Annotated in this window: 18 protein-coding genes; 10 read left to right on the top strand and 8 right to left on the bottom strand. The window is 47.6% G+C overall.

Annotated elements, in window-relative coordinates; all coding sequences use genetic code 11:
• The first annotated feature begins 163 nt into the window (after positions 1–163).
• Positions 164–1015, top strand: a complete 852-nt coding sequence (locus tag WKT05_RS03555; RefSeq protein ID WP_340412935.1) for a MerR family transcriptional regulator — start codon at positions 164–166, stop codon at positions 1013–1015.
• Positions 1016–1530: 515 nt separating this feature from the next.
• On the opposite strand, the gene trhA is transcribed toward WKT05_RS03555, so the two are convergent.
• Both trhA and WKT05_RS03545 read right to left on the bottom strand, forming a co-directional pair.
• Positions 1531–2181 carry a PAQR family membrane homeostasis protein TrhA gene (trhA, locus tag WKT05_RS03550; RefSeq protein ID WP_340412934.1) on the bottom strand — a complete coding sequence of 217 codons (651 nt, stop codon included), beginning with the start codon at positions 2179–2181 and terminating at the stop codon, positions 1531–1533.
• 210 nt (positions 2182–2391) lie between these two features.
• On the bottom strand, positions 2392–2979 hold the full coding sequence (locus tag WKT05_RS03545) for an LrgB family protein (RefSeq protein ID WP_340412947.1): 588 nt from the start codon (positions 2977–2979) through the stop codon (positions 2392–2394).
• Here WKT05_RS03545 and WKT05_RS03540 point away from each other — a divergent pair.
• Positions 2960–3199: a hypothetical protein gene (locus WKT05_RS03540; protein ID WP_340412933.1), complete on the top strand. Its 240-nt coding sequence runs from the start codon at positions 2960–2962 to the stop codon at positions 3197–3199. The genes WKT05_RS03545 and WKT05_RS03540 overlap by 20 nt on opposite strands.
• A 367-nt stretch (positions 3200–3566) precedes the next feature.
• Here WKT05_RS03540 and WKT05_RS03535 read toward each other — a convergent pair whose 3' ends face one another.
• The gene (locus WKT05_RS03535) at positions 3567–4337 is read right to left on the bottom strand and encodes a hypothetical protein (RefSeq protein WP_340412932.1); all 771 of its coding nucleotides are present in this window, start codon (positions 4335–4337) and stop codon (positions 3567–3569) included.
• Positions 4334–4819: an NAD(P)H-dependent oxidoreductase gene (locus WKT05_RS03530; RefSeq protein WP_340412931.1), complete on the bottom strand. Its 486-nt coding sequence runs from the start codon at positions 4817–4819 to the stop codon at positions 4334–4336. The genes WKT05_RS03535 and WKT05_RS03530 overlap by 4 nt, the downstream gene beginning before the upstream one ends.
• 217 nt (positions 4820–5036) lie before the next feature.
• Here WKT05_RS03530 and WKT05_RS03525 point away from each other — a divergent pair, with 217 nt between their 5' ends.
• Genes WKT05_RS03525 through WKT05_RS03515 form a run of 3 tightly spaced genes read left to right on the top strand, consistent with a single transcriptional unit; the run spans position 5037 to position 7362 of the window.
• Positions 5037–5837, top strand: coding sequence for a MerR family transcriptional regulator (locus WKT05_RS03525; protein WP_340412930.1), 801 nt, complete (start codon positions 5037–5039; stop codon positions 5835–5837).
• A complete protein-coding gene (locus WKT05_RS03520; protein WP_340412929.1) occupies positions 5834–6649 on the top strand; it encodes an ABC transporter ATP-binding protein in 816 nt (271 codons plus the stop codon). Before WKT05_RS03525 ends, WKT05_RS03520 begins: the two co-directional genes overlap by 4 nt.
• On the top strand, positions 6646–7362 hold the full coding sequence (locus WKT05_RS03515) for an ABC transporter permease (protein WP_340412928.1): 717 nt from the start codon (positions 6646–6648) through the stop codon (positions 7360–7362). Before WKT05_RS03520 ends, WKT05_RS03515 begins: the two co-directional genes overlap by 4 nt.
• Before the next feature lie 91 nt (positions 7363–7453).
• Here WKT05_RS03515 and WKT05_RS03510 read toward each other — a convergent pair whose 3' ends face one another.
• Complete coding sequence (locus WKT05_RS03510) at positions 7454–8155, bottom strand: LrgB family protein (RefSeq protein ID WP_340412927.1); 702 nt, start codon at positions 8153–8155, stop codon at positions 7454–7456.
• Positions 8148–8519, bottom strand: a complete 372-nt coding sequence (locus tag WKT05_RS03505; protein WP_215506614.1) for a CidA/LrgA family protein — start codon at positions 8517–8519, stop codon at positions 8148–8150. The genes WKT05_RS03510 and WKT05_RS03505 overlap by 8 nt, the downstream gene beginning before the upstream one ends.
• Positions 8520–8924: 405 nt before the next feature.
• On the opposite strand from WKT05_RS03505, the gene WKT05_RS03500 reads away from it, so the two are divergent.
• The 4 genes from WKT05_RS03500 (at position 8925) to WKT05_RS03485 (ending at position 12461) form a co-directional block, all read left to right on the top strand.
• Complete coding sequence (locus WKT05_RS03500) at positions 8925–9944, top strand: MFS transporter (protein WP_340412926.1); 1020 nt, start codon at positions 8925–8927, stop codon at positions 9942–9944.
• Positions 9911–10198 carry an MFS transporter gene (locus WKT05_RS03495; protein ID WP_340412925.1) on the top strand — a complete coding sequence of 96 codons (288 nt, stop codon included), beginning with the start codon at positions 9911–9913 and terminating at the stop codon, positions 10196–10198. Before WKT05_RS03500 ends, WKT05_RS03495 begins: the two co-directional genes overlap by 34 nt.
• 11 nt (positions 10199–10209) lie before the next feature.
• Positions 10210–11370, top strand: a complete 1161-nt coding sequence (locus WKT05_RS03490; RefSeq protein WP_340412924.1) for an ArgE/DapE family deacylase — start codon at positions 10210–10212, stop codon at positions 11368–11370.
• Positions 11371–11513: 143 nt separating this feature from the next.
• A complete protein-coding gene (locus tag WKT05_RS03485; RefSeq protein WP_340412923.1) occupies positions 11514–12461 on the top strand; it encodes a putative ABC transporter permease in 948 nt (315 codons plus the stop codon).
• 53 nt (positions 12462–12514) lie between these two features.
• On the opposite strand, the gene WKT05_RS03480 is transcribed toward WKT05_RS03485, so the two are convergent.
• Both WKT05_RS03480 and WKT05_RS03475 read right to left on the bottom strand, forming a co-directional pair.
• Positions 12515–13027 carry a macro domain-containing protein gene (locus tag WKT05_RS03480; protein ID WP_340412922.1) on the bottom strand — a complete coding sequence of 171 codons (513 nt, stop codon included), beginning with the start codon at positions 13025–13027 and terminating at the stop codon, positions 12515–12517.
• A 99-nt stretch (positions 13028–13126) separates the two neighbouring features.
• Positions 13127–14974 (bottom strand): LTA synthase family protein, encoded by a 1848-nt coding sequence (locus WKT05_RS03475; protein ID WP_340412921.1) that lies wholly within the window; start codon positions 14972–14974, stop codon positions 13127–13129.
• Positions 14975–15348: 374 nt separating this feature from the next.
• Here WKT05_RS03475 and WKT05_RS03470 point away from each other — a divergent pair, with 374 nt between their 5' ends.
• On the top strand, positions 15349–22515 hold the full coding sequence (locus WKT05_RS03470; protein ID WP_340412920.1) for an InlB B-repeat-containing protein: 7167 nt from the start codon (positions 15349–15351) through the stop codon (positions 22513–22515).
• Positions 22516–22518: the final 3 nt, after the last annotated feature.

The raw sequence follows: 22518 nt of genomic DNA, 5'->3' as shown, positions 1-22518 counted from the left end.
ATAACATGCCGGTTTGAATAAGACTGAAAAGAAAATAAGCACTTCGTAAAAATGGTGAGGCGCTATTTTGGTTTATAGGGAAGTATGAATTTTATATAATGCACAAGGCTTGACCTGACCGTTGGGGACGGTGTTATCCTTTAATAAAAGGAGGTAGCTAACCATGTTAAGAAGTGAAATTCAAAAAGAAACGGGATTAACAAGGAAGGCAATAGAATATTATGAGGATAAAGGACTTATCCATCCTCAGAAATCTGAGAATGGTTATAGAAACTATAGTACTAAGGATTTGGAAATTCTGAAAAAGGTATCTATATTTAGAAAATTGGGAATGAGCATCTCAGATATTAGTCAGTGCATATCGTCAGGCGGTGACACTCTGTCTTCTGTTTTAAGGAAAAAGCAACATCAATTGGACCTTGACGAAAAAAAGAAATTAATACTGGAAATGATTGTTAAAAGCGAAAACAATGAACTAATCAATGAGAAAGTTTCACTACTTGAGGTGGAAGAAACTATCTATGAAAAACTGGAAATTGCTTTTCCGGGATATTTTGGACAAATGGTATTTGCTGCCTATCAACCATTTTTGAATGAACCGTTAGAAAATGATGGTAAGGATTCCTTTTACAAATATATAGATTATCTTGATAGGCTTCCTTCGTTTGAATTAACCGAAAAAGAGAAAAAATATATTGAGAAGATTAGCTCACCCTTTGATATGAAAACATTAAAGGATGTAAATCAAGCTAAACTCGATGCTGTTGAGAATCCGGAAAAGTGGATGAAAGATAATGAGGATGTTATTTCTCAATATGAAAGCTATAAAAATAGTGAAGGGTATCAAAATAGCATGATGAAACAGATCCAGGATAAGCTTAAAAACTTTATGAAAGAAAATCAGTATTATGAAATAGCAATTCCACTTATTAGAAAATTTAGCAAGAGCTATGATGAGTACTATAAGAAGTTATTAAAGGCAAATGAAGAGTATCTAAATAATATAAATCAATAATCATAGGTAAGCACTTACTTGTAATTGGTAGGTGCTTTTTCTATGCCCAAATGGAAAAAGTTTAAGGGTAAGAGAAATAATTTAATTGTATCAAAGACGGTTGTAATCTAGACATAGATTGAGGCTTTGGGACAGGGACGGTACTAAAAATTTGAAAATGTCCTATAATTAGGTGGATTTAGAGGTATTAGAAAAAATAGAATCTTGTATTTTGAACTATTTGGCATATGTAGTAAATTTGAAAAACAAGAATGGGAGTAAGGGATAAACCAAAGGATAGGCCCGGGCCTATCCTTTTCTAATGCGTATCTGTAGTAAATCGCCCTATTTTAAACTGCGTATTTGCAATTTCAGTCCGATAGCTTTCAAAAAAAGCGACGGTGGGCAGTGTAGGACAGTCCGTTCGACGGGATGACGACAGGAATTCTGTTTAAATAGAGAAAAAGCAGATAAAAGCAAACAATCGAATTAGCACGACGCTAACTCGATTGTTTTCTTCCTTCTCTTTTCTTGCATCATCCTAAAAATTTATAATTCCCGTAAAACATGACGAAGGCTGCCACAAGGATAAAAATGTGCCAGATCGCATGGTTATAGGGAATCTTCTTGATCGAATAAAAAACAGCGCCCAAGGTATAGAACAGGCCGCCGAGAACCAAAAACAGAATGTAGCTCAGGCCGATGGCCTTATAGATCTGATAGATGAGGAGAAGGGAAATCCACCCCATGGCCATGTAGATCGCCATGGAAGCCTTGCCTATTTTGTCTTCTTTGGCTGTGGCAAAGGCGATGATGTTCATCGCGATGCCGATAAGTGCCAGAATCCAGATGAGAACGAAGATAACGATAGCAAATGTGGACCTGAGCCCGATTAGGATAATCGGCGTGTAGGAGCCGGCGATGGTCAGGTAGATGACCCCGTGATCGATGGCCCGAAAGATGGTCCGCGCCATGGGCCGGGTCATGGCGTGATAAAGGCTTGAGGATAAAAACATGACGGCGATGGCGATAAAATAAACGAGCCACGCCAAAAATCCAATCACGTCTTTGCCTCTGTACGCTTCGACGATGACCGGTAGAAAGAAAATCAGGCTTAGGAGAAAGCCGATAATGTGGGTGGCGATATTTAAAGCCTCTTCAGACTTGCTGTATTTAATGATTCTCATGGTTCACCTCCCACAATTTTTAACACGCCTTAATGGATCGATCAAAATGATGATGCCTCCATTATATCCTTCATGGCGCCGTGCGTACAACACACCGGTAAAAAACAAGCCAAAAACAAAAGGATCCCCGAAGGCGGGAGAAAAATCCGTGCTTCGGGGGTCCTTTTATGTGCGTACTCGATTCAAGATATAGGGGGCGCTTTATTCTTTTTACAGGCCCAAGAGGCGAATCAACAGGGGCATGACCATGGAGGCGATAATGGCGTGCAGGCCGATGGTTAAACCGCTCATGGCGCCTTCCACTTCGCCCAGGGTAATGGCGTAGCTGGTGCCCACGGCGTGGGCGGCGGTGCCGATGCCTAAGCCTTTGGAGACGGGGCTTTTAATGCGCGCAAGCTTGATGCAGTAGGGCGCGATGACGGCGCCGACAATGCCTGTTAGGATGACAAACATAACGGTAATGGAGACGATCCAGCCCATTTTGCCGGAAATTTCCATGGCGATGGCGGTGGTGACGGATTTCGGAATCGACGCCATGAGTACCTCTTGGGGCACGGCCAGCACATTGCCTAAAAACACCACAAAAAGCACCACAAAGACGCAGCCCGCGGTTACCGACACGAGGACGGGCACCAGGTATTTAATCAGGGTGTCTTTTTGTTTGTAAAGGCTCACGCCGATGACGATGGTTTCCACCGGCGAAATCACCATTTGAATCATGGAGCCGCCGGCCTGGTAATTTTTCAGGGGAATGTCGAAGACGGTAAGCACGAGAATAATGGCGATAATGGAAAACATCAAGGGGCTTGGCACAATTATCCTAGTTTATAATGGCGAAGGGGGAAATTCATCTTACAGCTTTAGGGCTGACGCAAATAAATTTATTTCCATTGAAGATCCCTACGATGTCTACAAACTTCTTAAAAAAGTATCTCTCGATGTTGCAACAGACCAAGCCTATCCTAACGCCTATAGACCAAAAGAAAATGAAGGCTACAACACAAAATATAAAAGATAACTTAAAAGGCAACAAAAAGGTCACTGAGAAAATTTTCATGTCAGAATTTTTATCGGTGACTTTTGATTAATGAGGGAAATTTCTGTAATATTTTATTTTAATAGAGCCTTCTTTGTGTTATTTTTTAATAAATAAGAATAAATAATAAGTTATGAGAAAGAGTTGACAGGTGATGCGTATACTATGTTACCTTCTAAATATTCTTTTACTATTTTTAGTTTGAATTATAAATTGTATTTTGACATTAAAAAACTGACCTCTTTAAGTTGGTTTTTAAGTCCAACTTTTGGGGGTCAGTGCACAGGGCCTATCCTTTTTAAATGCGTATTTGTGTTAATCGCCGATTTTAAATTTCATCGTTGCCATGTCAGTCTATCCTCCTTCTTAAAAAGGCGTCGGTGGGCTTTTTCTTTGCGAGCCAGCCGCGAAATAACCCGCCTTGAAGAAGGGAGACGATAAAGAAGAACACATCGGCGACGACGATAAAGACGAAGGCGGGCAGGAGGATGCGGGTGTATTTTTTGCCGAAATCTTCTTGCCTACGGATGTGCCGGGCCAGGGAGATGATGTAGTAGAACGTGGCGGAGGCTAGGGCGCCGTTGATTAGAAGGTTTAAAAGAAAGTTTTCCACGGGTTCTCGGATGATCCATTGTCCTTCGCCGACGTAGGTCAAAAAAATGGTCAAAAGCATCATCAGAAATTGCAGAGGCAGGAGGATGCGAATCACATTGAGCATGACGCCGCCGCCGATGCCGAGTCCGCCCATAAAGGAAAAGCTCGAGGCCGCGGAGAAGTTTTCCATGATGGTCATGAAGGGCGCGTTTTGTCGCCCTTCGATAAAGCCGTTGTTGGCGATGACATAGACGCGGGGGCGGAAGTTTTCTTCTTTTGCGAACGTCTCTAGGGCCTGCATGAAGGACAGGACGTGGCCGGGCACGGCGTCCACATACAAAGGCATGGCGAAGAGTAGATTGTCTGCGTCTTTCATTTCATCTAAAATCGGGCCGTAGCGGGAAGGGGCCGTGGGAATAGTCACAAATAGCTTTTCGCCGCCGAAAAATAGCGCCGCCGCCTTTAAAAGAAAGCCCGAGACGCTCAGCCGCTTCTTCGGGCTGCCAGAGAGTAACACCGTCTTCATTTTAGTGCCGCCTTTAGCGCGTCGAGGGAGGGAAAAAAGTCTACCCGGTGGCGAGTAAAGCCTTCGTTGATGCCGTTGTTTTCCACGAGGGCTTCCCAAGTTTGTCTTTCTCGTTCGGTGAGCGGGCCGTAGACGTAGACGAAGAAGGCATCCTTTTTTCCGTAGCGCAAGGTGTGGTGCATTTTTCCGCCCCGAAAACATGAAAGGGGCGTGGAGGTGCCGATGGCCCGGTCTAAAAGGATCTTCACTTGGGGGCTATATGAGCCGTAGCAATTTCTCGTAACGATTATCAGCGTGTCCGCCTCGCCGAGCACTCGAGCAATTTCCTCGAGGGAATCCTTATAGTCGCAGCGGGCCGGGTGCTTCGTCCAGCAGTGAAAACAGCCCTTGCACGGCGCATACTTCCCGTCGGCCGGGATCACTTTATCGGCGTCGAAGGACGTGGGGCACGGGCCGACAAAGTCGTGAATCAAAAGTTTCATGGATCATCTCCTGCCTTCATTTACGATGAATAACTTACACTTAGTATACCTGTTCCCCGAAAGAGGATTCGTAAATTTTGCGTAAAGGGCGGAGCAGTGAAGGGGCGTGAGGGTATTTCATAGAAAGGAGTACACGAAAATCACTAGTGGAAAATGTTTAAGCCATTGCTTGTGACCTTACGTCACGAGGCATAATAGAGTAGGGAGGTCGATTTATGTGGAAAAACATCGAGCCATACCGTCAGACTATATGACGGTAGGACAGGTCGCTAAGAAAATGGGCGTGACTGTCCGTACCTTACAGTACTACGACAAGGAGGGGCTGTTATCGCCATCGGCGGAAAGTGAGGGCGGACGACGTCTTTATACGGATAAGGACCTGGTTCTACTCCATCAAATCAAGGCGTTAAAATCCTTAGGTTTTTCGTTAGATGCCATCAAGCATCGTTTAATCTCCTTGGAGACACCGGCGGATGTGGCGGCGGCACTTTGTGAACAGGCAGATAGCCTTAGGGAGAAAATTGAGTTGCTAAAGGCTTCTCTGACATCAATCGAGCAGTTGCGGGAAGAAGTATTGCAAATGCAGACGGTCAATTTTAAAAAGTATGCAGACATTATTGTGAATTTGCAAATGAAAAACGACTCATACTCCCTTATCAAACGCTTCGATGATGAGACCCTCGATAAGATTCGCAATCGCTTTAACAAAGAAAGCGGATTAAAGTTTATGGATCGCTTGAATCGCTTAAGCGATGAGATCCTCGCCCTCCAAGAGGCGCAGGTGCCGCCGGAAAGCGAGCGGTGTCAAGAGGTTGTGGAAGCGTATTGGGAATTGATCATGGAATTTACGAATGGCGATATGACGATGCTCCCGAAACTCATGGAGATCGGCACCATCGACACGGCGACCAATGCCTGGGAAGAAAGGCAAAAAAAGATAAACGACTACCTGGAGCCGGCTCTGAAAATTTATTTTTCGACGCCGGGGAAAGATCCGTTGCATGGGGTGAAAGAATGAATCGTGCGATCGACGTTCGTGGATTAAAGAAAAGTTACGAAAAGAACCAAGTGCTCAACGGGTTAAGTTTTTATATCGAAGAGGGCGAAACCTTCGCCCTCCTCGGCGTAAACGGCGCGGGAAAGACCACGGCCTTGGAGTGCATCGAGGGCTTGAGAAGCTACGACGGCGGATCCATCGACGTGAAGGGCAAAATGGGCATACAATTGCAGTCTTCATCTCTGCCCTCCCATATAAAACCCATGGAGGCCGTCGGATTGTTCTCAACATGGAGCCGATCGAAACTGGATCCGGCCACCCTCGATGCGTTGGGCATACAGAATATGGAGAAAAAACAATACGGCCAATTGTCCACGGGACAAAAAAGGCGCTTGCACCTGGCTCTGGCTCTGATTGGCAATCCGGACATTCTCTTTCTCGACGAGCCTACGGCGGGGCTTGACGTGGAAGGCAGAGTAACACTGCACGAGCAAATCCGAAAGCTTCAAGCTCAGGGAAAGACCATTGTTTTGGCCAGCCACGATATGGCGGAGGTTGAAACGTTATGCGACCGTTTGGCCATATTAAATCGCGGCCGGATCGCTTTCTGCGGCACTGTATCGGAACTTACAGAAACCATTGGAAAAAAATACCTCATCCACATTAAAACCCGAGACGGCGTCAGTGCCTACGAGACGGACACCGTTGAAGATACATTGATTTCCCTACTTCAGGATTTAAAGAAAAAGGGTACCCATCTTTTGGACATAAAAGTTGATCGCGGAACATTGGAACAGCACTTCATCGAAATGGCAAGGGGGAAAGAAGAATGAGAGGTTTTTTATACGGCATCGCCTTGCAGTGGAAGTTGGATATGCGGAGCAAATCCCTTTTGGTGGCCTGCTACATTGTTCCGCTGATATTTTTCCTCCTTATGGGCGGCATCTTTACATCCGTTATGCCGGAAATGGAAAACACCCTCATTCAATCCATGATCGTCATGAGTGTTTCCATGGGGGCGTTTATCGGCATGCCGCCGTCGCTCATCGAAACCTACGGAAGCGATATTAAAAAAATGTACAAGGCAAACGGCGTGCCCGTATACTTGGGCCTTATTACCACGTTGGTTTCAGCCTTTCTTCATCTCTTGCTTACCGGGATCGCCATCGTTATGCTTGCGCCGATTTTATTTGATGCGACCTTGCCTTCAGATCTTCCGACCTTCTTTCTCGCCTTGGCCATCTATATTCTCGTGTCTTTAAGCATAGGAAGTGTTTTAGGATTAACCATAAAAAGTCAAGCGAAATTGACTATGGTCGCGCAACTGGTGTTTTTGCCGTCGATTATGCTGTCGGGCATCATGTTTCCCGCCGATCTTTTGCCGAATTTTTTGGAAAAAATTGGTCGCTTGTTTCCGGCGCCGTGGGGCTTTCGATTGATGCTGGATCGTGGCCTCTGTTTTGAAAATCTTTGGTACTTAATCGTTCTCTTTTTTGCGGCGACAATTATTTGTGCCGTGGCCTTGAAAAGAGAAGGAAAAAACTAGTCGAAAAGACACACAAAAAAATCGAGCAAGCACATGCTCACTCGATTCATCGTGTTGCGGCGCTCTTTTGGGCGCTTTTTTCTTTTATAAGCTATAAGCCCAAGAGGCGAATCAACAGGGGCATGACCATGGAGGCGATAATGGCGTGCAGGCCGATGGTTAAACCGCTCATGGCGCCTTCCACCTCGCCCAGGGTAATGGCGTAGCTGGTGCCCACGGCGTGGGCGGCGGTGCCGATGCCCAAGCCTTTGGAGACAGGGCTTTTAATGCGCGCAAGCTTGATGCAGTAGGGCGCGATGACGGCGCCGACAATGCCGGTCAAGATAACGAACATAACGGTAATGGAGACGATCCAGCCCATTTTGCCGGAAATTTCCATGGCGATGGCGGTGGTCACGGATTTCGGAATCGACGCCATCACCACTTCTTGAGGCACGGCCAGAACATTGCCTAAGAACACCACAAAAAGCACCACAAAGACACAGCCCACGGTTACCGACACGAGGACGGGCACCAGGTATTTAATCAGGGTGTCTTTTTGTTTGTAAAGGCTCACGCCGATGACGATGGTTTCCACCGGGGAAATCACCATTTGAATCATGGAGCCGCCGGCCTGGTAATTTTTCAGGGGAATGTCGAAGACGGTAAGCACGAGAATAATGGCGATAATGGAAAACAAAAGGGGATTTAAAATAGGTGCATTTAAGCGGGTGCTGAGCTTCGAAAACAAAATAAAGAACAGAATCGAAAGCACCAGCCCGAAATAGGGAGTTTGGGTGATGAGATCAAGCATCTTTTTTACCTCCTGTCACTTTTTCCTGCAGTGCGATCACCACATCGCTCACTTTGCCCGTCACCATCATGGTGGCGCCGGTGGTGATGACGATGATTACGACGATTTTAAGCCACACGTCCAGAGAAAATTCCGAGAAATACTCCATGACGGCTACGCCCACGGGGATAAAAACGATGGCTAAGTACTTGTTTGAAAGCCGGATCACGTCTTTCAGCTGATCCAATTTGACGATTTTAAATTCCAGCAAGAGAAACAAAATCAAGGCGGCGATAATGGTACTGGGGAAGGGGAAGGGCAGAAGGCCGGAGATGATTTGGCCCAAAAGCGCCGTCCCGAACATGACGAATAATTGGAATAACACGTTTTCACTCCTCACTTAGTTTATTAAATAACATAGCTCCTCTAATATATAAAACAAAAGGCTCGATTACAAGGCATAAATCAAAAGTTGCAGAGATATAACGTATTTACTGCACAATTATACAAAGTACTGAATTAAAAAGGCATTTTGCAATAAAATTGAGCGGCAAACAGCGGAAAAACGAGCAAAAAATATTTAAAATAGTGTATTCTGCAGATTATATATTTTTGCAGCAACCCCGAGTAAAAAGAAAAGAGGTGCTGTAGCGGCCTTTGAAAGGGTAGGTTCAAAAAGGAAAACCAAAACAAGGTGAAATTTCGGCAGAATCACTATAAAAAGATTTTTTCCTAAATTCCAGGGTATACATCAGAGCATAATTAAGAACATGTAACAGGAGGGGTACTCATGAAACGTGAATCCAATCGAGAAGGCGGTTTCCACTACGCCTGGGTTATTTTAATTGTGGCCATGATGGTCCTCGGGGTCTATGTGCCGGTGGTGAATTCCCTGTCCAACACCTGGCAGATTGCCGTCACCGAAGACTTGGGCTTTTCCAGAACGGCATTTTCTTTTACCGGCACCATCGCCCAGGCCGTGGGAATTTTTCTCGGGCCCGTCGTCTCCGTGTTTCTCACGAAATATAATTTCAAGCGCATATGGACGGCGGCGGCCATCGCCTTTGCCGCGGCAGTCTTCGGTTATTCCCTTGCGCAAAATCAATACCAATTTTACGCCCTGGGCCTCGTCGTCGGTGCAGCCTACATAACCACGGCGCAAATTCCCATGATGATGCTTATTAATAACTGGTTTTCGGAAAAGAAAGGCCTTGCCACCTCCATCGCCGTCTCCGGCATTTCCGCCGGCGGCGCTCTGTTGAGCCCCCTGGTCAACAGCCTCATCGCCAATGTGGGCTGGCGCATGTCCTATCGGGTCTACGCCATGATTATTCTGGCATTGGCTGTGGTCTTCGGCATCTTCTTGATCTACCTCAGGCCGGAAGACAGGGGCATGAAGCCCTACGGCTACAAAGAGTCCGACGACCTGCCTGCGGATCCCACAAAGGACACCAACAAATCCTTAAACGTCGGCCTCACCATTGCCGCATCCCTCTCCTGCAGCTTCTTTATCTTCCTGCTCTTGGGCTCGGTGATGAACGGCCTGGCCAACGGCGCGTCCCTGCAATTCCCGCCGGCCCTGCAAGAAGCGGCGGGCTTTAAAACGGCGGGCACCGTCGTATCCATTTACCTACTCCTCGGCGTCTTCGGCAAACTGCTCTTGGGTCGCATCGCCGATAAATACGGCATCTACCACGCCCTCTTCTTCGGCGCAGCCACCTTGGCATTAAGCTTCGTGGCCATGCTCTTTGTGCCCTTTGCGTGGGGCCCTGGCTCGTGGCCGTGGTCTTCGGCTTCGGCCTGGCTTTAGGATCCGTCCTTCCGCCTCTCGTTACCGCCTCCATTTACGGGCGGGATATGTACGGCGAGGCCTACGGCTTCGTGCAATCCGCCACCCAAGTGGGGGCGGCCTTCGGTCCCTTGCTCGTATCCTATATCTTCGACGCCTCAGGCAGCTACTACATGGCCTGGATCATCAACATCGGCTTCGCCCTGCTCACGGGCTTCCTGTGGCTCCTCGCCCATAAAAAGGCCGAGCCCTTCGCAGGGAAGACAGAAAAATAAAGGAGATACCCATGAAACGACACCTTCAGATTTTAAAAGAGCTGATTCAAATCGAATCGGTCAACGACGGCGAAGAAGCCGTGGCAAATTACATCGCCGATCTGTTTAAAGACTACGACGCCGTAAACACCGAGCTCATCCCTTCCTATCCCGGCAGGGCCAACATTCTCGTGAAATTAAAAGGCGCCCGCCCCGGCAAAATCTTTGCCGTCTCCGGCCACCTGGACGTGGTGGAGGCCGGCGAAGGCTGGACACATCCGCCCTTTGAAGGCGTCGTGGAAGACAACAAAATGTACGGCCGCGGCACCTGCGACATGAAAGCCGGCGTGGCGGCGGCTTTGGCCATGATGCTGGATCTGGCCGATGAAGGCGCGGATTTCGCCGGAGAAATCTGGTTTATCGGCACCGTCGGCGAAGAAGTGGGCATGCAAGGCGCCCTGGATTTGGTGGAAGGCGGTCACCTGGATAAGGTCGACGGCATCATCATCCCCGAGCCCACCAAGCGCGACGGCGAAAACCAAGCCATCTTCGCCTCAAAAGGCTCCATTATGTACACCATCTACGGCGAAGGCATAGCCGCCCACTCCTCCATGCCCGAGCTTGGGATCAACGCCATTATGACCGCGGCTGAATTTATTCAAACCACCCAAAAAGCCTTCGACGAGGTTACAAACAATCCCGACTACCACAACAAGGAGCTGGGCGTCACACTCAATGTCTTTTCCGTCATCGAAGGGGGCCGGCAATTTAACTCCGTGCCCGATCATGTGGTCATTAAAGGCAACGCCCGCACCGTGCCGGAATACGACTCCGCGCGTGCCGTCGAGCTCCTTCAACGTGCCGTAGACAAAAACAACGAAGATCCCGAGAAGGCCACCCTCACCTTGGAGTTGAACCAAGTGCTGGATGCCGCTGAGGCGAAAAAAGACACGGCCCTCATTCGTGCATTAAAAGAAGCGGGCAAAGACAAAAACATTCAGGTTCGCCCTCTTATCGGCACCTGCGAACTCTCCCGCTACATCCATTTGCCTCAGGACGTGGATCTCGTGGTCTACGGCCCGGGACTCACGAAAATGGCCCACAAAGTCGACGAATACATCGAGCTGGACGAATACGAAGACACCATCCGCCTCTTTAAAGACACGGCGAATCTATTTTTGAGCGGCGAATAAAACGGCGAATAATCAAGCGAAGGCACGGGCAGATAGCCCCTGCCTTTTTTGCTGCAAAAATATCCCGCAAAAGGCGAAAAGAATGTGGCGTTTTTTCCGCGGGGCGAGTACCATAGAAGGGAAGAAAAGAAAGGGAGGATGCTATGGAATTTGCCGAGGGATACCGCCTCTTGTGGCTGTTTTTTGTCTATTCCTTCGCCGGATGGGTGACGGAAGTCTTTTTAAAATTCTTAGAATACAAGCGCTTCATTAACCGAGGCTTTCTCATCGGGCCCTACTGCCCCATTTACGGCACCGGCGCCGTCATCATCACCTTGGGCGCAGGCCTCCTTCTGCCCGTGGATCGCTCCTGGGCCATGAGCTTTCTCATCGCCTTCGTCCTCTGCGGCCTCTTGGAATACATGACCAGCTACCTGCTTGAAAAATACTTCCACGCCCGCTGGTGGGACTACACCCGCCGGCCCATGAACCTAAACGGCCGCGTGTGGATCGGAAACCTCATCCTCTTCGGCATCGGCGGCGTGTTAATCCTAAAAGTCTTTAACCCCCGCCTCTTCGCCCTGGCCGCCCACATGGAGCCGAGGCTTTTCACCGCCCTCTTAACCGCCCTAAGCATCCTTTTCGTCGCCGACGGCATCACGAGCTACTTCATCATGAACCTCCTGAAGCAAGGCGTGGAAAAAAGCCGGGCCGACAAGAGCGAAGAAATCGCCGCCGAAGTCCGCTACCTTCTGGAAAACCGCTCCGTCTTCCACAAGCGGATCATGGACGCCTATCCCGAGCTCACCTTCCGCACAGAGAAGGTGAAGGCCCGCTTGGAGCGCATTCGAAACGAAGGCGAAGCCCTTCGCCTCCTCGCCGAAGAAAAAGTCGAGGCCATGGAAGCCTACGCCCGGGAAGCCGCCTCGAAAAACCTCACCCCCACCCGAATCCTGCAGCGTGAAATCATCGAAAAACAAGACGCCCTCATCGCCGCATTAAAAGACGGCGGCGACGAGAAAGATCTCGAGGCGCTGGAAGAAGCCATTCGTGAAAACAAAGAAACACTGGAAAACAGAGAACGCCGCTTGCGGCTCATGCGGGCGGAATAAGAAAAGGCACAGACCGTGATGTCTGCGCCTTTTTCATTGCATAGATTTTCGCCTTACTTCATCGCCTCCGCCAAAGCCCCGTCGTATATGGACTTGGTCTTTTCGTCGAAGAGCACCCACATGACATCCATGGCGTGGTCTTCCACAAATTCAAGGGCCCGCGCCACGGCAATTTTCGCCGCCTTCTCCGTGGGGTAGCCGAAGATCCCCGTGGAAATCGAGGGAAAGGCAATGCGCTTCAGCCCGTGCTTTTCGGCGAGGGCCAGGGATTTGTCGTAGCAAGAGGCGAGAAGGGCCGCCTCATTTCCCTCGCCGCCGTGCCACACCGGCCCCACCGTGTGAATAATATAATCCGCGGGAAGGTCAAAGCCCGGCGTGATCACCGCATCCCCGGTGGCGCAATAGCCGATTTCGCCGCAGGCCTCATCCAGCCCGTTTCCCGCCGCGCGGAATATGGCGCCGCAGACGCCGCCGCCCCGAAGCAGGTGCTCGTTCGCCGCATTGACGATCACATCGGCCTTCGCCTTCGTGAGATCCCCTAAAACCATGGTAATCGTACCTAACATATAAAACCCCTTTTCTTATCATCATCGAATCCATTCTTCCCATAGCCTATCGAAGCAGCGCGAAAAATGCAAGAAGGCAAAAAGGCCGCAGAAGCGACCTTATTTCTTCACCTTTTCATTGGCGCGGTAATACTCCATCGAGCGATACTGCCGCACCGTCTCCAAGAGCGATTCGTTCCCTTCCAACACCTGATACTCCCCGTCTTTTCGAATATAGGGCGGATGAAGCACCGTGGTATGGGGCAGGTACTCGTCCTGCACCGCCATCATCCCGTCGTGGGGCCAGCCCATGGTGTCAAAGAGATAGCGCATCAAGAGGAAGGGGCTTAGATCCGGCCCTTCGCCGACGAAATCCTTGCCCAACTTCGCCTTGGCCGCATCGTTGGCCCAAATCACATAGGGCGTGGTGTAATAATTCAACAGCCCATCCAAAGTAGACAGGTCGATATTAATCCCCATGCTCTTGTAGCCGCTGTCCCCTTCGCCGAGGGCGGGCTTGTGGTCGCCGAAAAAGATCAGCACCACCGGCGCGGGATTTTTTCTGAGGCTTTCCACCAAATCCCCCAGGGCGTCGTCTGTGGCGGCGATGTTGGAGAGGTAATTGTTAAACATGGCCCAGTCCTTTACGTCCTGGCCTTCCATTCGGTCCACGTAATGCCTGTCCGCCATATTGTAATCGGCATAAGGCCCGTGGCCCTGATAAGTGAGGGCGTAGGAAAAATAATACTGCCCCTTGGCCGCCGCATCATTCATCCGCTTTTCCACTTCAGGGAAAAAGTGATTGTCCCGCGTGTAGAGCCAATCCGTGTCCCCTACCCGCTCTTCCACCTCTTTGAAGTAATTGTCGTAAGAGAGAAACGCGTCGAAGCCCAAGCGGGGATTGACATTCCTCCGATTATAAAACCAGCCGTAAATCGGGTGGAGCGCCTCGGTGACGTAGCCATTTTGCTTCAGATACCGCACATGGGAATAGGTGTCCGTCATCATGGCGGCGGAATTGGCGTAGCTCGTGCCGGAAAAGCCCGTTAAAAAGCCCCGCTCCGTGTTCACCGTGCCGCCGCCGAAAATATCGGCGATCATGCGGCCGTGTACGCCTTCTTCTTGAATGGCGTGGAAGGAATTATACACGTCTCGGTGAATGGGAATGTTGTCGAAAACCGAAAAATCCGAGAAAGACTCCAGCATCACCGAAATCACGTGCACCTTCTTCTCCTCGGGCACCTTCGGCTCCTTTACCTTCTCCCACAACATGGCCGAAAGCTTCTTGTCGTAATTTTCCGGCGGCGCCCCCTTGAGCGTTCGCCCGCTCATAATAAAAGGATACACCAGCCCCCGGGCCATGTACGTTTCCGTGGCGCTTAAAACATTAATCGGCGCATCCGACCCCGCCCGGGCATAAACCTTCGGCGAAAAATACGGGCCGCTCACCCCTTGAAAAATAAAAAGAGTAGCCAGGGCCGAGCCCATTAAAAGCCGCCGCCGCGCCTTGCCCGCCCAAGGATTCCGCTGATACAGAAAGAGAAACACCGAAATGGCGATCATGGCAAGGAGGCCGATCAAAGTCATGGGATCGGAGGCAAAAATCGACAGATGGTAGTGCCCCTTCATGAGCATGGACTCGCGAAAAAGCATAATCTCCGGCATGACAAAGGGCTCGTCCCGATACATGAGCTTAAATTGCTGCACCACGGAAAGCACAAAAAACAAAGCCGACGTCACGGAAAAGCCCAGCCACATCCTGCCGCTTAAAGCATAGAGAAAGACCAAAGTGCAAAAGACCGGGAGAAAATTCATAAACAAAAGCAGCGGGCTATGTAAATAAGCGGCAAACAGCGCCTCGTGGGTCGGGCCGGTGCCACAGGCGTAATGCAAAGTAAATAACGTAATCAAGCCACTTGCAACGACCATAAAAAGAAAAGGCCGCCACCAAAAAGTTTCACGCTTCATGCAGACATCCTTTCAAAAAACTTTACACACAGTTTACCACAAATAGGCGCCGCCCTTACAAAAATAGGTGGAAAAGAAAAATGCAGGCAACAAAAACTTCCTTTATAATAACAAAAAAACAGAGGCCCTTTTTGGCAAAGAGCCGTAGAAAAATAGAGAGAAGAAACCGGGCCCCGACAGCAGAATCGGCACAGGCGGCGCAATATTTTTCGGAGAAAAAGGAATCCACGCTAAAAGTGAGAAAACCCTTGAAAAGACTTGTCTTACAAAGAGAACAAGGATAATATAGTAATGATTAGGAATTTTTTGATGCCGCATTTATGGCGGCGAACAAACATAGAACGACGTCGCTTAAAAAACGGTAAGGAGGGCTTATGAAACGCCTTATGAAACAACTCTGCCTCTGGACATTGATCCTCACCATGGTACTGTCCGGACCCACAGGCGCCTTTGCGCAGGTGAATTATGAAAATCTCACCGACGACAAGGCCAAGATTGTCAACAATGAGGTGCCGGTGAAGCCGGCCAAGTTGGGGGCGAATGAAACGGCTGCTGATTTAATTAAAAATCCCGAGCAGCCGGCGATCTACACCCTGCGCACCGATTTTAAGGTGCAAAGAGGCGAAAAGTATTATGTTGACTACCAACCCTATGTGGCCAGTGTCGGGGCAGCAGCAACGCAAGCAGAAAAAGATAAGGTCAAGAAGACTATCGACCTACCGGACCTTGCTGGTTATGACGAGCCGCAAGATAATTTTACAATCGACTACGACACGGTAAAAGACGCTGCAGATGGCAAAGGTCAGACAGGCGATAAGACTAACGGAATCAGATACCAAGCAAATGAAGATTTCCGTTACAAGGCCAAGTCCAACAAAATAAAAATCAAACACGTCTTCCAAGGCCTAGAAGACTTTACCAAGTACACCAATCCGGATGGAAGCCTTGGAGATGAAAATGCACTTTTCACAACTCAACAAGGGAATACTGGGTCTACCATGGAAGTCAGTCCCTTGAATGAAAATGATCCAAACCGAAAAGGCTTTGTTCCGGAAGCTGACTCTATCATAATGCAAGTTCCGGAAAACGCTACGAACTTTATCTTGGAATACCGTTACAACCGTGCCCACTACGATGTAGTTTTTGACACACAAGGTGGCACAGCCCTTCCGGCTCGTACCCTTTACTTTGGACAAGTGATGCCTAAAATTGCCGATGCAGATGTTCCGACAAAAGTAGGCGGCGACTTTTTGGGTTGGAAGCCATCCGTTGAATTAAAAACAAAGGATGGAAAAACATTTAAGGCAAATGAAATAATTAAAGTTGGAACCGGCAGTGCTATCAAAAATCTTGATGCCAATTTAATCATGCCGGCAAGCAAGCTTACTTTCACCGCCGTGTGGAAAGACAAGGAAAAGGCAGATTATGCCGTCCAATTCTGGGCAGAAAAGGCAGACCACGCCGACGGCGCCTCTCTGGAAGAAAAGTACGACTATATCGGTACTCGTGTCTATAAAGACAAAGACACAGGCATGAGACCGAACTTGGACAATGAACCGGTAAAAGACATCGTCTTTCCGGACCTGGACCAAGCTCGTCTAGCCAAGATATGGAAAGGCGATAAATTTAATCGTGGGAAAGATCTTTATCTAAACAAGTTCTATGTCTACAACCAAGCCTTAACGCATGAGCAAAATGCGGACCCTGAAAATGTAAACCTAGTTAAGTCTGTAGATTCAACTGGTAAGACTGTCTACAATATTTACTACGACAGACAAGAATACGACCTCTACTTCACCAAGTCGAATGTCCTACCTGCTGAAAACACTTTCTACCCTGAAATTTGGGGATATGATGAAGCTCAAGGCGAGGTAGTGAAGAAGGGCGGCTCCGGCAATCCTTACCATTACAAGGCAAGATTTAACCAGCTCATGCTTGGCTGGCCAAACGACGCCATGCAAACAAAGGGCTTTAGCGAAGGCATGCAATCCTTTGGCTGGGGACCAAACTATACTAAAGCAAATTGGCCAGGTTACTTAGATACACCTCCTTATCGATTAAATGCCGATGAATTCTTAGATATGAAAAACTACGATACTTGGGGCGGCTATGCGAAACCGATAGATAAGGGTAATGGAAAAACCATACCCGTAGATAAATTCGATTTTACAACTCTTTCCTTTGGTATAAATCAGGCCGAAGGCTCTATGCCTCACCACATGGACTTTTGGATGGACGGCTTTAAGCCGGGTGAAACAATTATCCGCTACGACCTATACAGGTTTAAGGCAGATACCAATTCTGAATCTTATAGGCCTAAATACCCCAAGGTTCAAGGCTTTACCGGTAAGAGAACTAATGAACCGGCGGAATTTCTTGATGAAGATGGCATAGATGCTAAAAACGAAGAGCGTGGAGAAGTAACTCCATTTCCTGCTAAGACCTATACAGTGCTTGGAGATGCGCTCCCTCTAGGCAAGATGAAATTTATTTCCGTCTTTTTTAGCAATGCCGATGACTGGGGCGATCCTATAAATAGAGATTATACCTTCGACAAAAACGGCTACCTTAAGTTTGAATACACTCGTAATAAGTACCCACTAAGATTTAACTACGACCCGTCAAAGATAAAGGGCGATAATGAGTTTAACTCAACAAACTCATTAAATACTTTCTACGAATTTCCACTAAAGGCTTTAAGCCCTGATGCGGATACGGAAGAAAGCTACAATACAGAAAATCCGAAAAATATATTGGATAATCCGGAAAAGTTAAAAGAATTGGGCCTTACAGACCTTGTATTTAACGATTCAAATGACGGAAACAAGTTAAAAGTTAAAAGACCTGACAATCTTTCAGACCAAATGGTCTTCAAGGGCTGGGCATTAGACCCCGCCGGCACGAAGCTTATCTGGGAAAACCCGGGCGAAATCATGCCTAACCACGCCGTTAACCTATATGCGAAGTGGGGAGAACCGGACTACAAGTGGAAGGTCACCTTTGATCCGAACGGCGGAACTTTAAGATCAATTAAGGAAGAAAATTTAACTACAAGTCGCAAGAAAATCCAAGAAGGCGACATCGGCCAAGAAGAAATAAACACCTATGCGAAAAAAGAAGCCAATGACGGCGATAAGCAAGTCTTTACCGTTATTCAAAGACAAAAGCTTGTAGAACCTAAGAAGCCCACGAGGAAGGGCTACGACTTTATGGGTTGGGAAGTCATTCGCTATAAGAAGGATGCCACAACAGGCGACTATACGAACGAAATCGACAACTCTTATAGAGACACTTACAAGGTTCCGGAACTTTATTCCTTCGGCAACGACGTCGTAGCACCGGTTTATCTCAAGGCCATTTGGGTACCGAACGACAGAGTGGATGTCGATGTAATCCATCACATTCTAAGTGTGGATTTAAGTACAGAAACAAAAACCATACCTGAGACCTTGCATAGCAAGCGTGCGGGCTATCTGGTTGCCACAACTGGAGACAAACAAAGTGACGAATTGGCACTTGCTACCCATGAAGAGCTTAGTGAAAAATTAACCGGCGACTTAAAGAAGCTGTACGAAGACTATAATAAAAGAGTAAATAATCTAAATAACTCCTACTTCCAAACTTTCCGCGTGGAACCGGAAAAAATTGATGATGGCAATGGAAATTTAATTGACAATCCTAAATTAAAAGACAATGTCTTCCACTTCTTCTACAGACCATTTAGGACTCGTGACTACAAGGTCAACTATATAGATGAAAGATTTAAGGGAAAGACAAATGAAGCAGAAGGTGCAATCATTGGACAAGAAAAAGTTTCCAATGGGAACCGTCACTACGATGCGAGAAACTTCCGCCCCATTCCGGGTTGGAAACTGGTAAGCGCCCCGCAACAACAACTCTTCTTCGATGTCAATGAAAAAACAAATGAATTCTTAGGCATCAACGGAACAGGTAAAGACGAAATTACCTTCTATTATAAGGACGTCCGCGTCATCGAAGTGCCGAAAGACGGCAAGACACCGGAAGGCTATGTAAGAGTGACCTTTAAGGCAGAAAAAGGCGGCTCCTTTATAGATAAGGATGGAAAATCTGTAACGGAACTGAATTACGATGTCATCAAGGGACTAAAATCCGACCTGCTTCCCGTTCCAAAAGAATTAGCAGAAGGCGAAGAAAAAGTTGCTGATAAGTACTATATCACCCCGGAAACCGGAAAGAAATTCGTCAAGTGGGATGAAAAGCCCCTCTTGAACAAAAACACATTGGTCGAAAACGATACAAAAGACTTCTATGTATTTACAGCGAAGTTTGAATGGTCGGGCTTAAGTGCATCCGGCCTGGTAAGAACAGAAGCCTTTAAAGATGCGAACGGCAAGTGGACCAATGACTTTGCTCCGAAGATTGAAGATCTGAAAAAACAACTCGTTTGGAAAGAAAAGGACGTAGAAAAGCCCCTTCCTGCTGGAGCCACCATTAAGCTCTACGACGAAGCCGGTAAAGAAATAACCGAAGACGATCAAGTCTATGCTTTAGTCAACGAAAAGAAAGCCGCCGATAAGGACGAGCTCGTCCGCACCGTAAACATCAAGGCGAAGGTTACTTTCACAGACGGAAAAGAACCCCAAGAGCTTGATATTCCGATCACAGTTTACAAAAACGTCTACGAAGCCCTTAACAAGGCTGGCGACAAACCCCTCTTCTTAAAAGAAGCTGAAGGCAAAGATGCTAAAGACGGCGGATTGAAAGATGTAACCGGCAACTACGTCAAGGTGATCGTACAACCTACTGAAAAGAATGCAAATAAAGACGCCAAGGTTTACTATGTCAATCCGAAAGCTTGGGTCACTATTCCTGAAGTCGCATGGTCGCAAGACGATAAGGACAAGACTGACTTCTTAAATTGGACAGCTGACAAGGATGCCCAAAATGAAAATGGAATCTTCGACTTCACCAAGCGCCATAAGTTCACTGATGAAGAAACACTTATCAAACCATTCTTCACTAAAGATGTAGTGGAACAAAAACAAGGCGAAGACAAACCGAAAGTTCCGGATAACTTTGTCAAAGTCATCGTCAAGACCACGGACAAAGCGACCGACGAAACAGCTTTCGAAAAAACCTTCTGGGTCAACCCGACGAAGGAAGTAACCATTCCGGCTACAGATCCTGTTGGTAAAGAAAATCAAAAGTTTACTTTCGACGGCCTTGGAGAAAAAACTGTTAACTATATCTTTAAAGAATGGCAAAAAGTACAAACCGGCGAAGCTGATGACAGCTTAACGAAAGTAGATCCGGCTGTTAAAATCGATTTGTCGAAAAACAAATACACCGACAAAGTCACCGTCATCGAAGCGGCTTACAAAAAGTCCATTCAAGCAGAACCTATAGTTAAGCCATTAAAGACTAAAAAACTTGATACGCCTCAAGGCAAAGAAATCACAGACGAAATACTAAAAGGATTGATAACACCTCAAGAAGGTAAAGAAATTGAATCGATAGAAGTCATTTCTAAACCCGACGGAAACACCGTGGGCAATGAACCGGCCAAGGTCATCGTCAAATACAAAGACGGAACAACCCAAGGCACCAACGACAGCCCCGTCGTCATTCCCGTGGAAGTTCACAAAAACATCATTCCCGAGGCACCGGGCGGACAACGGCCGAAAGATGCCCTCGACAACTACGTCAAAGTCATCTTTACGGCAGGCGAAGGCGGAAAGCTGGACAAAACCCTCACCGGCAACTTCACCTACTATGTAAGCCCCGAAGTTGAAGTGGACATGAATGCAACGGCAAATGCTATCGGCAAGACACCGGATACCGGCTACATTGCCAATGGCGGCAAGTGGGTAAACGCAGATAAGAAAGAATTAAAAGGCACATTTAAGGATCAAAAAACGGTATTTAAATACGACTTCTTTAAGTCAGAAGATATCGTAGAGAAAACCGACCAAAATCCAAACAAGCCCAAAGGTTATGTCACCGTTAAATTCATCGCCGGAAAAAACGGCGAAGTTGTCGGCGGAAACAAAACCTACTACGTCAACCCCGATGCAAATATCAAGCTGGTTGACAAGGATAAGGCAACAGCAGGCGCTACGAACGAATTGGTCGTTCCTGAAGCGAAGGCTAGTGACAATTACGGATTTACCGGCTGGGTTGAAAAAATCGACTACACCAATCCCATTAAGGGCGATCGTGAACACGTAGCCAAATTCACCAAGAACAACGTCACCCTGACCTACGATGCCGGCGGAGGAAAAGGCACTGTACCTGAAAAACAAACCGCAGCCTTTGGCGAAACGGTTCAATTAGCAGGACAAGGCACTTTGACGAAAGAACATTCCAACTTTATCGGCTGGAAACTCGACGGCGAAGACAAGATCTATCAACCCGGCGATTCCGTAAAACTTGAAAAAGCAAGAACCGCCACCGCTCAATGGGCACCTGTAAAACACACCGTTATGTTCGATCTGGCACAAGGCAAAATCAATGGCGAGACGAGTAAAAAGCCTGTTACAGTTGATTACGGCAAGACCGTTGAATCTGTCGCAGATCCCGAGCGCGAAGGCTATGTCTTTACTGGTTGGAAAGCAGGCAACGATCCCTTCGATCCGGCATCCACACCGGTGACGAGCGATGTGAATCTCGTCGCACAATGGGAAAAAGCCGTTGAAAAGATTGACGAAAATACCACCGTCGATAAAAACCACTTCATCAAAGTCACCTTTAAACAAGGGAAACATGGACAATTAGCCGGCGGCGAAGTGACTTATAAAGTTGCTAAGGGATATAACCTGGATCAAGCCAAGGCAAATGGCCTGGCCATTCCCGGAATCGAGCCCAACAAATACTACAAGGCCCTCGATACAAATAGCGGCTGGGATAATGAACTGAAGCTTCAAGGACAAGATGTGACCTTTACTGCGCAATATGCGCCAGAGTCAGATCTTATTCCCATCGATCCCAAGCAAACGGATCCGGACATCATCAAAAACGAAAAACCGGAAGGCATGGTTCTCGTTCAATTTGTCGTCGACGATACAAAAGCCTTTATGCTGGCACCCAGTAAATTCTATGTGGCACCGAATAAAGAAGTTACCATTACCCCGCCGACGGTCTACAACCGCCCCGGCGCAAAAGTCTTTGAAGGCTGGCAAAAGATAAATCTCGATAGTAAGGGACTTTTGAAAGCAAGTTTTGTTGAAGACACATCGATTCCTGCCAAAGGCTTAGGACTGACGGAAATGGAAATAGTGGTTCCGAAGGCAGGCTTTGATTTTGTCGAAGTCAAGAGAGAAAGCCTGGAAAGCGGTGCAACGGGTCATCTTGAAATTATTCGCGGCGATCAAAAATTTGTCGCTGAACCTGCTCAGGAATACACTACCCAAAGAAGAATCGGTAGACGGATCAAAAAGGATGTTAAGTTCGGATTTAAAATCCCCGCGGAAGCAGGTAAGCTACAATCCGGAGACTTAATTCGTCACTGGGCAGAAAATGACACAATGAAATCAAACATCAAAGAGATCACCATTAAGTAAGGA

This window comes from Peptoniphilus sp. HCN-40583, assembly GCF_037892835.1.
In the GTDB taxonomy this organism is placed as follows: Bacteria; Bacillota; Clostridia; order Tissierellales; family Peptoniphilaceae; genus Aedoeadaptatus; species Aedoeadaptatus rachelemmaiella.
This window is presented reverse-complemented; position numbering and strand designations above follow the sequence as displayed.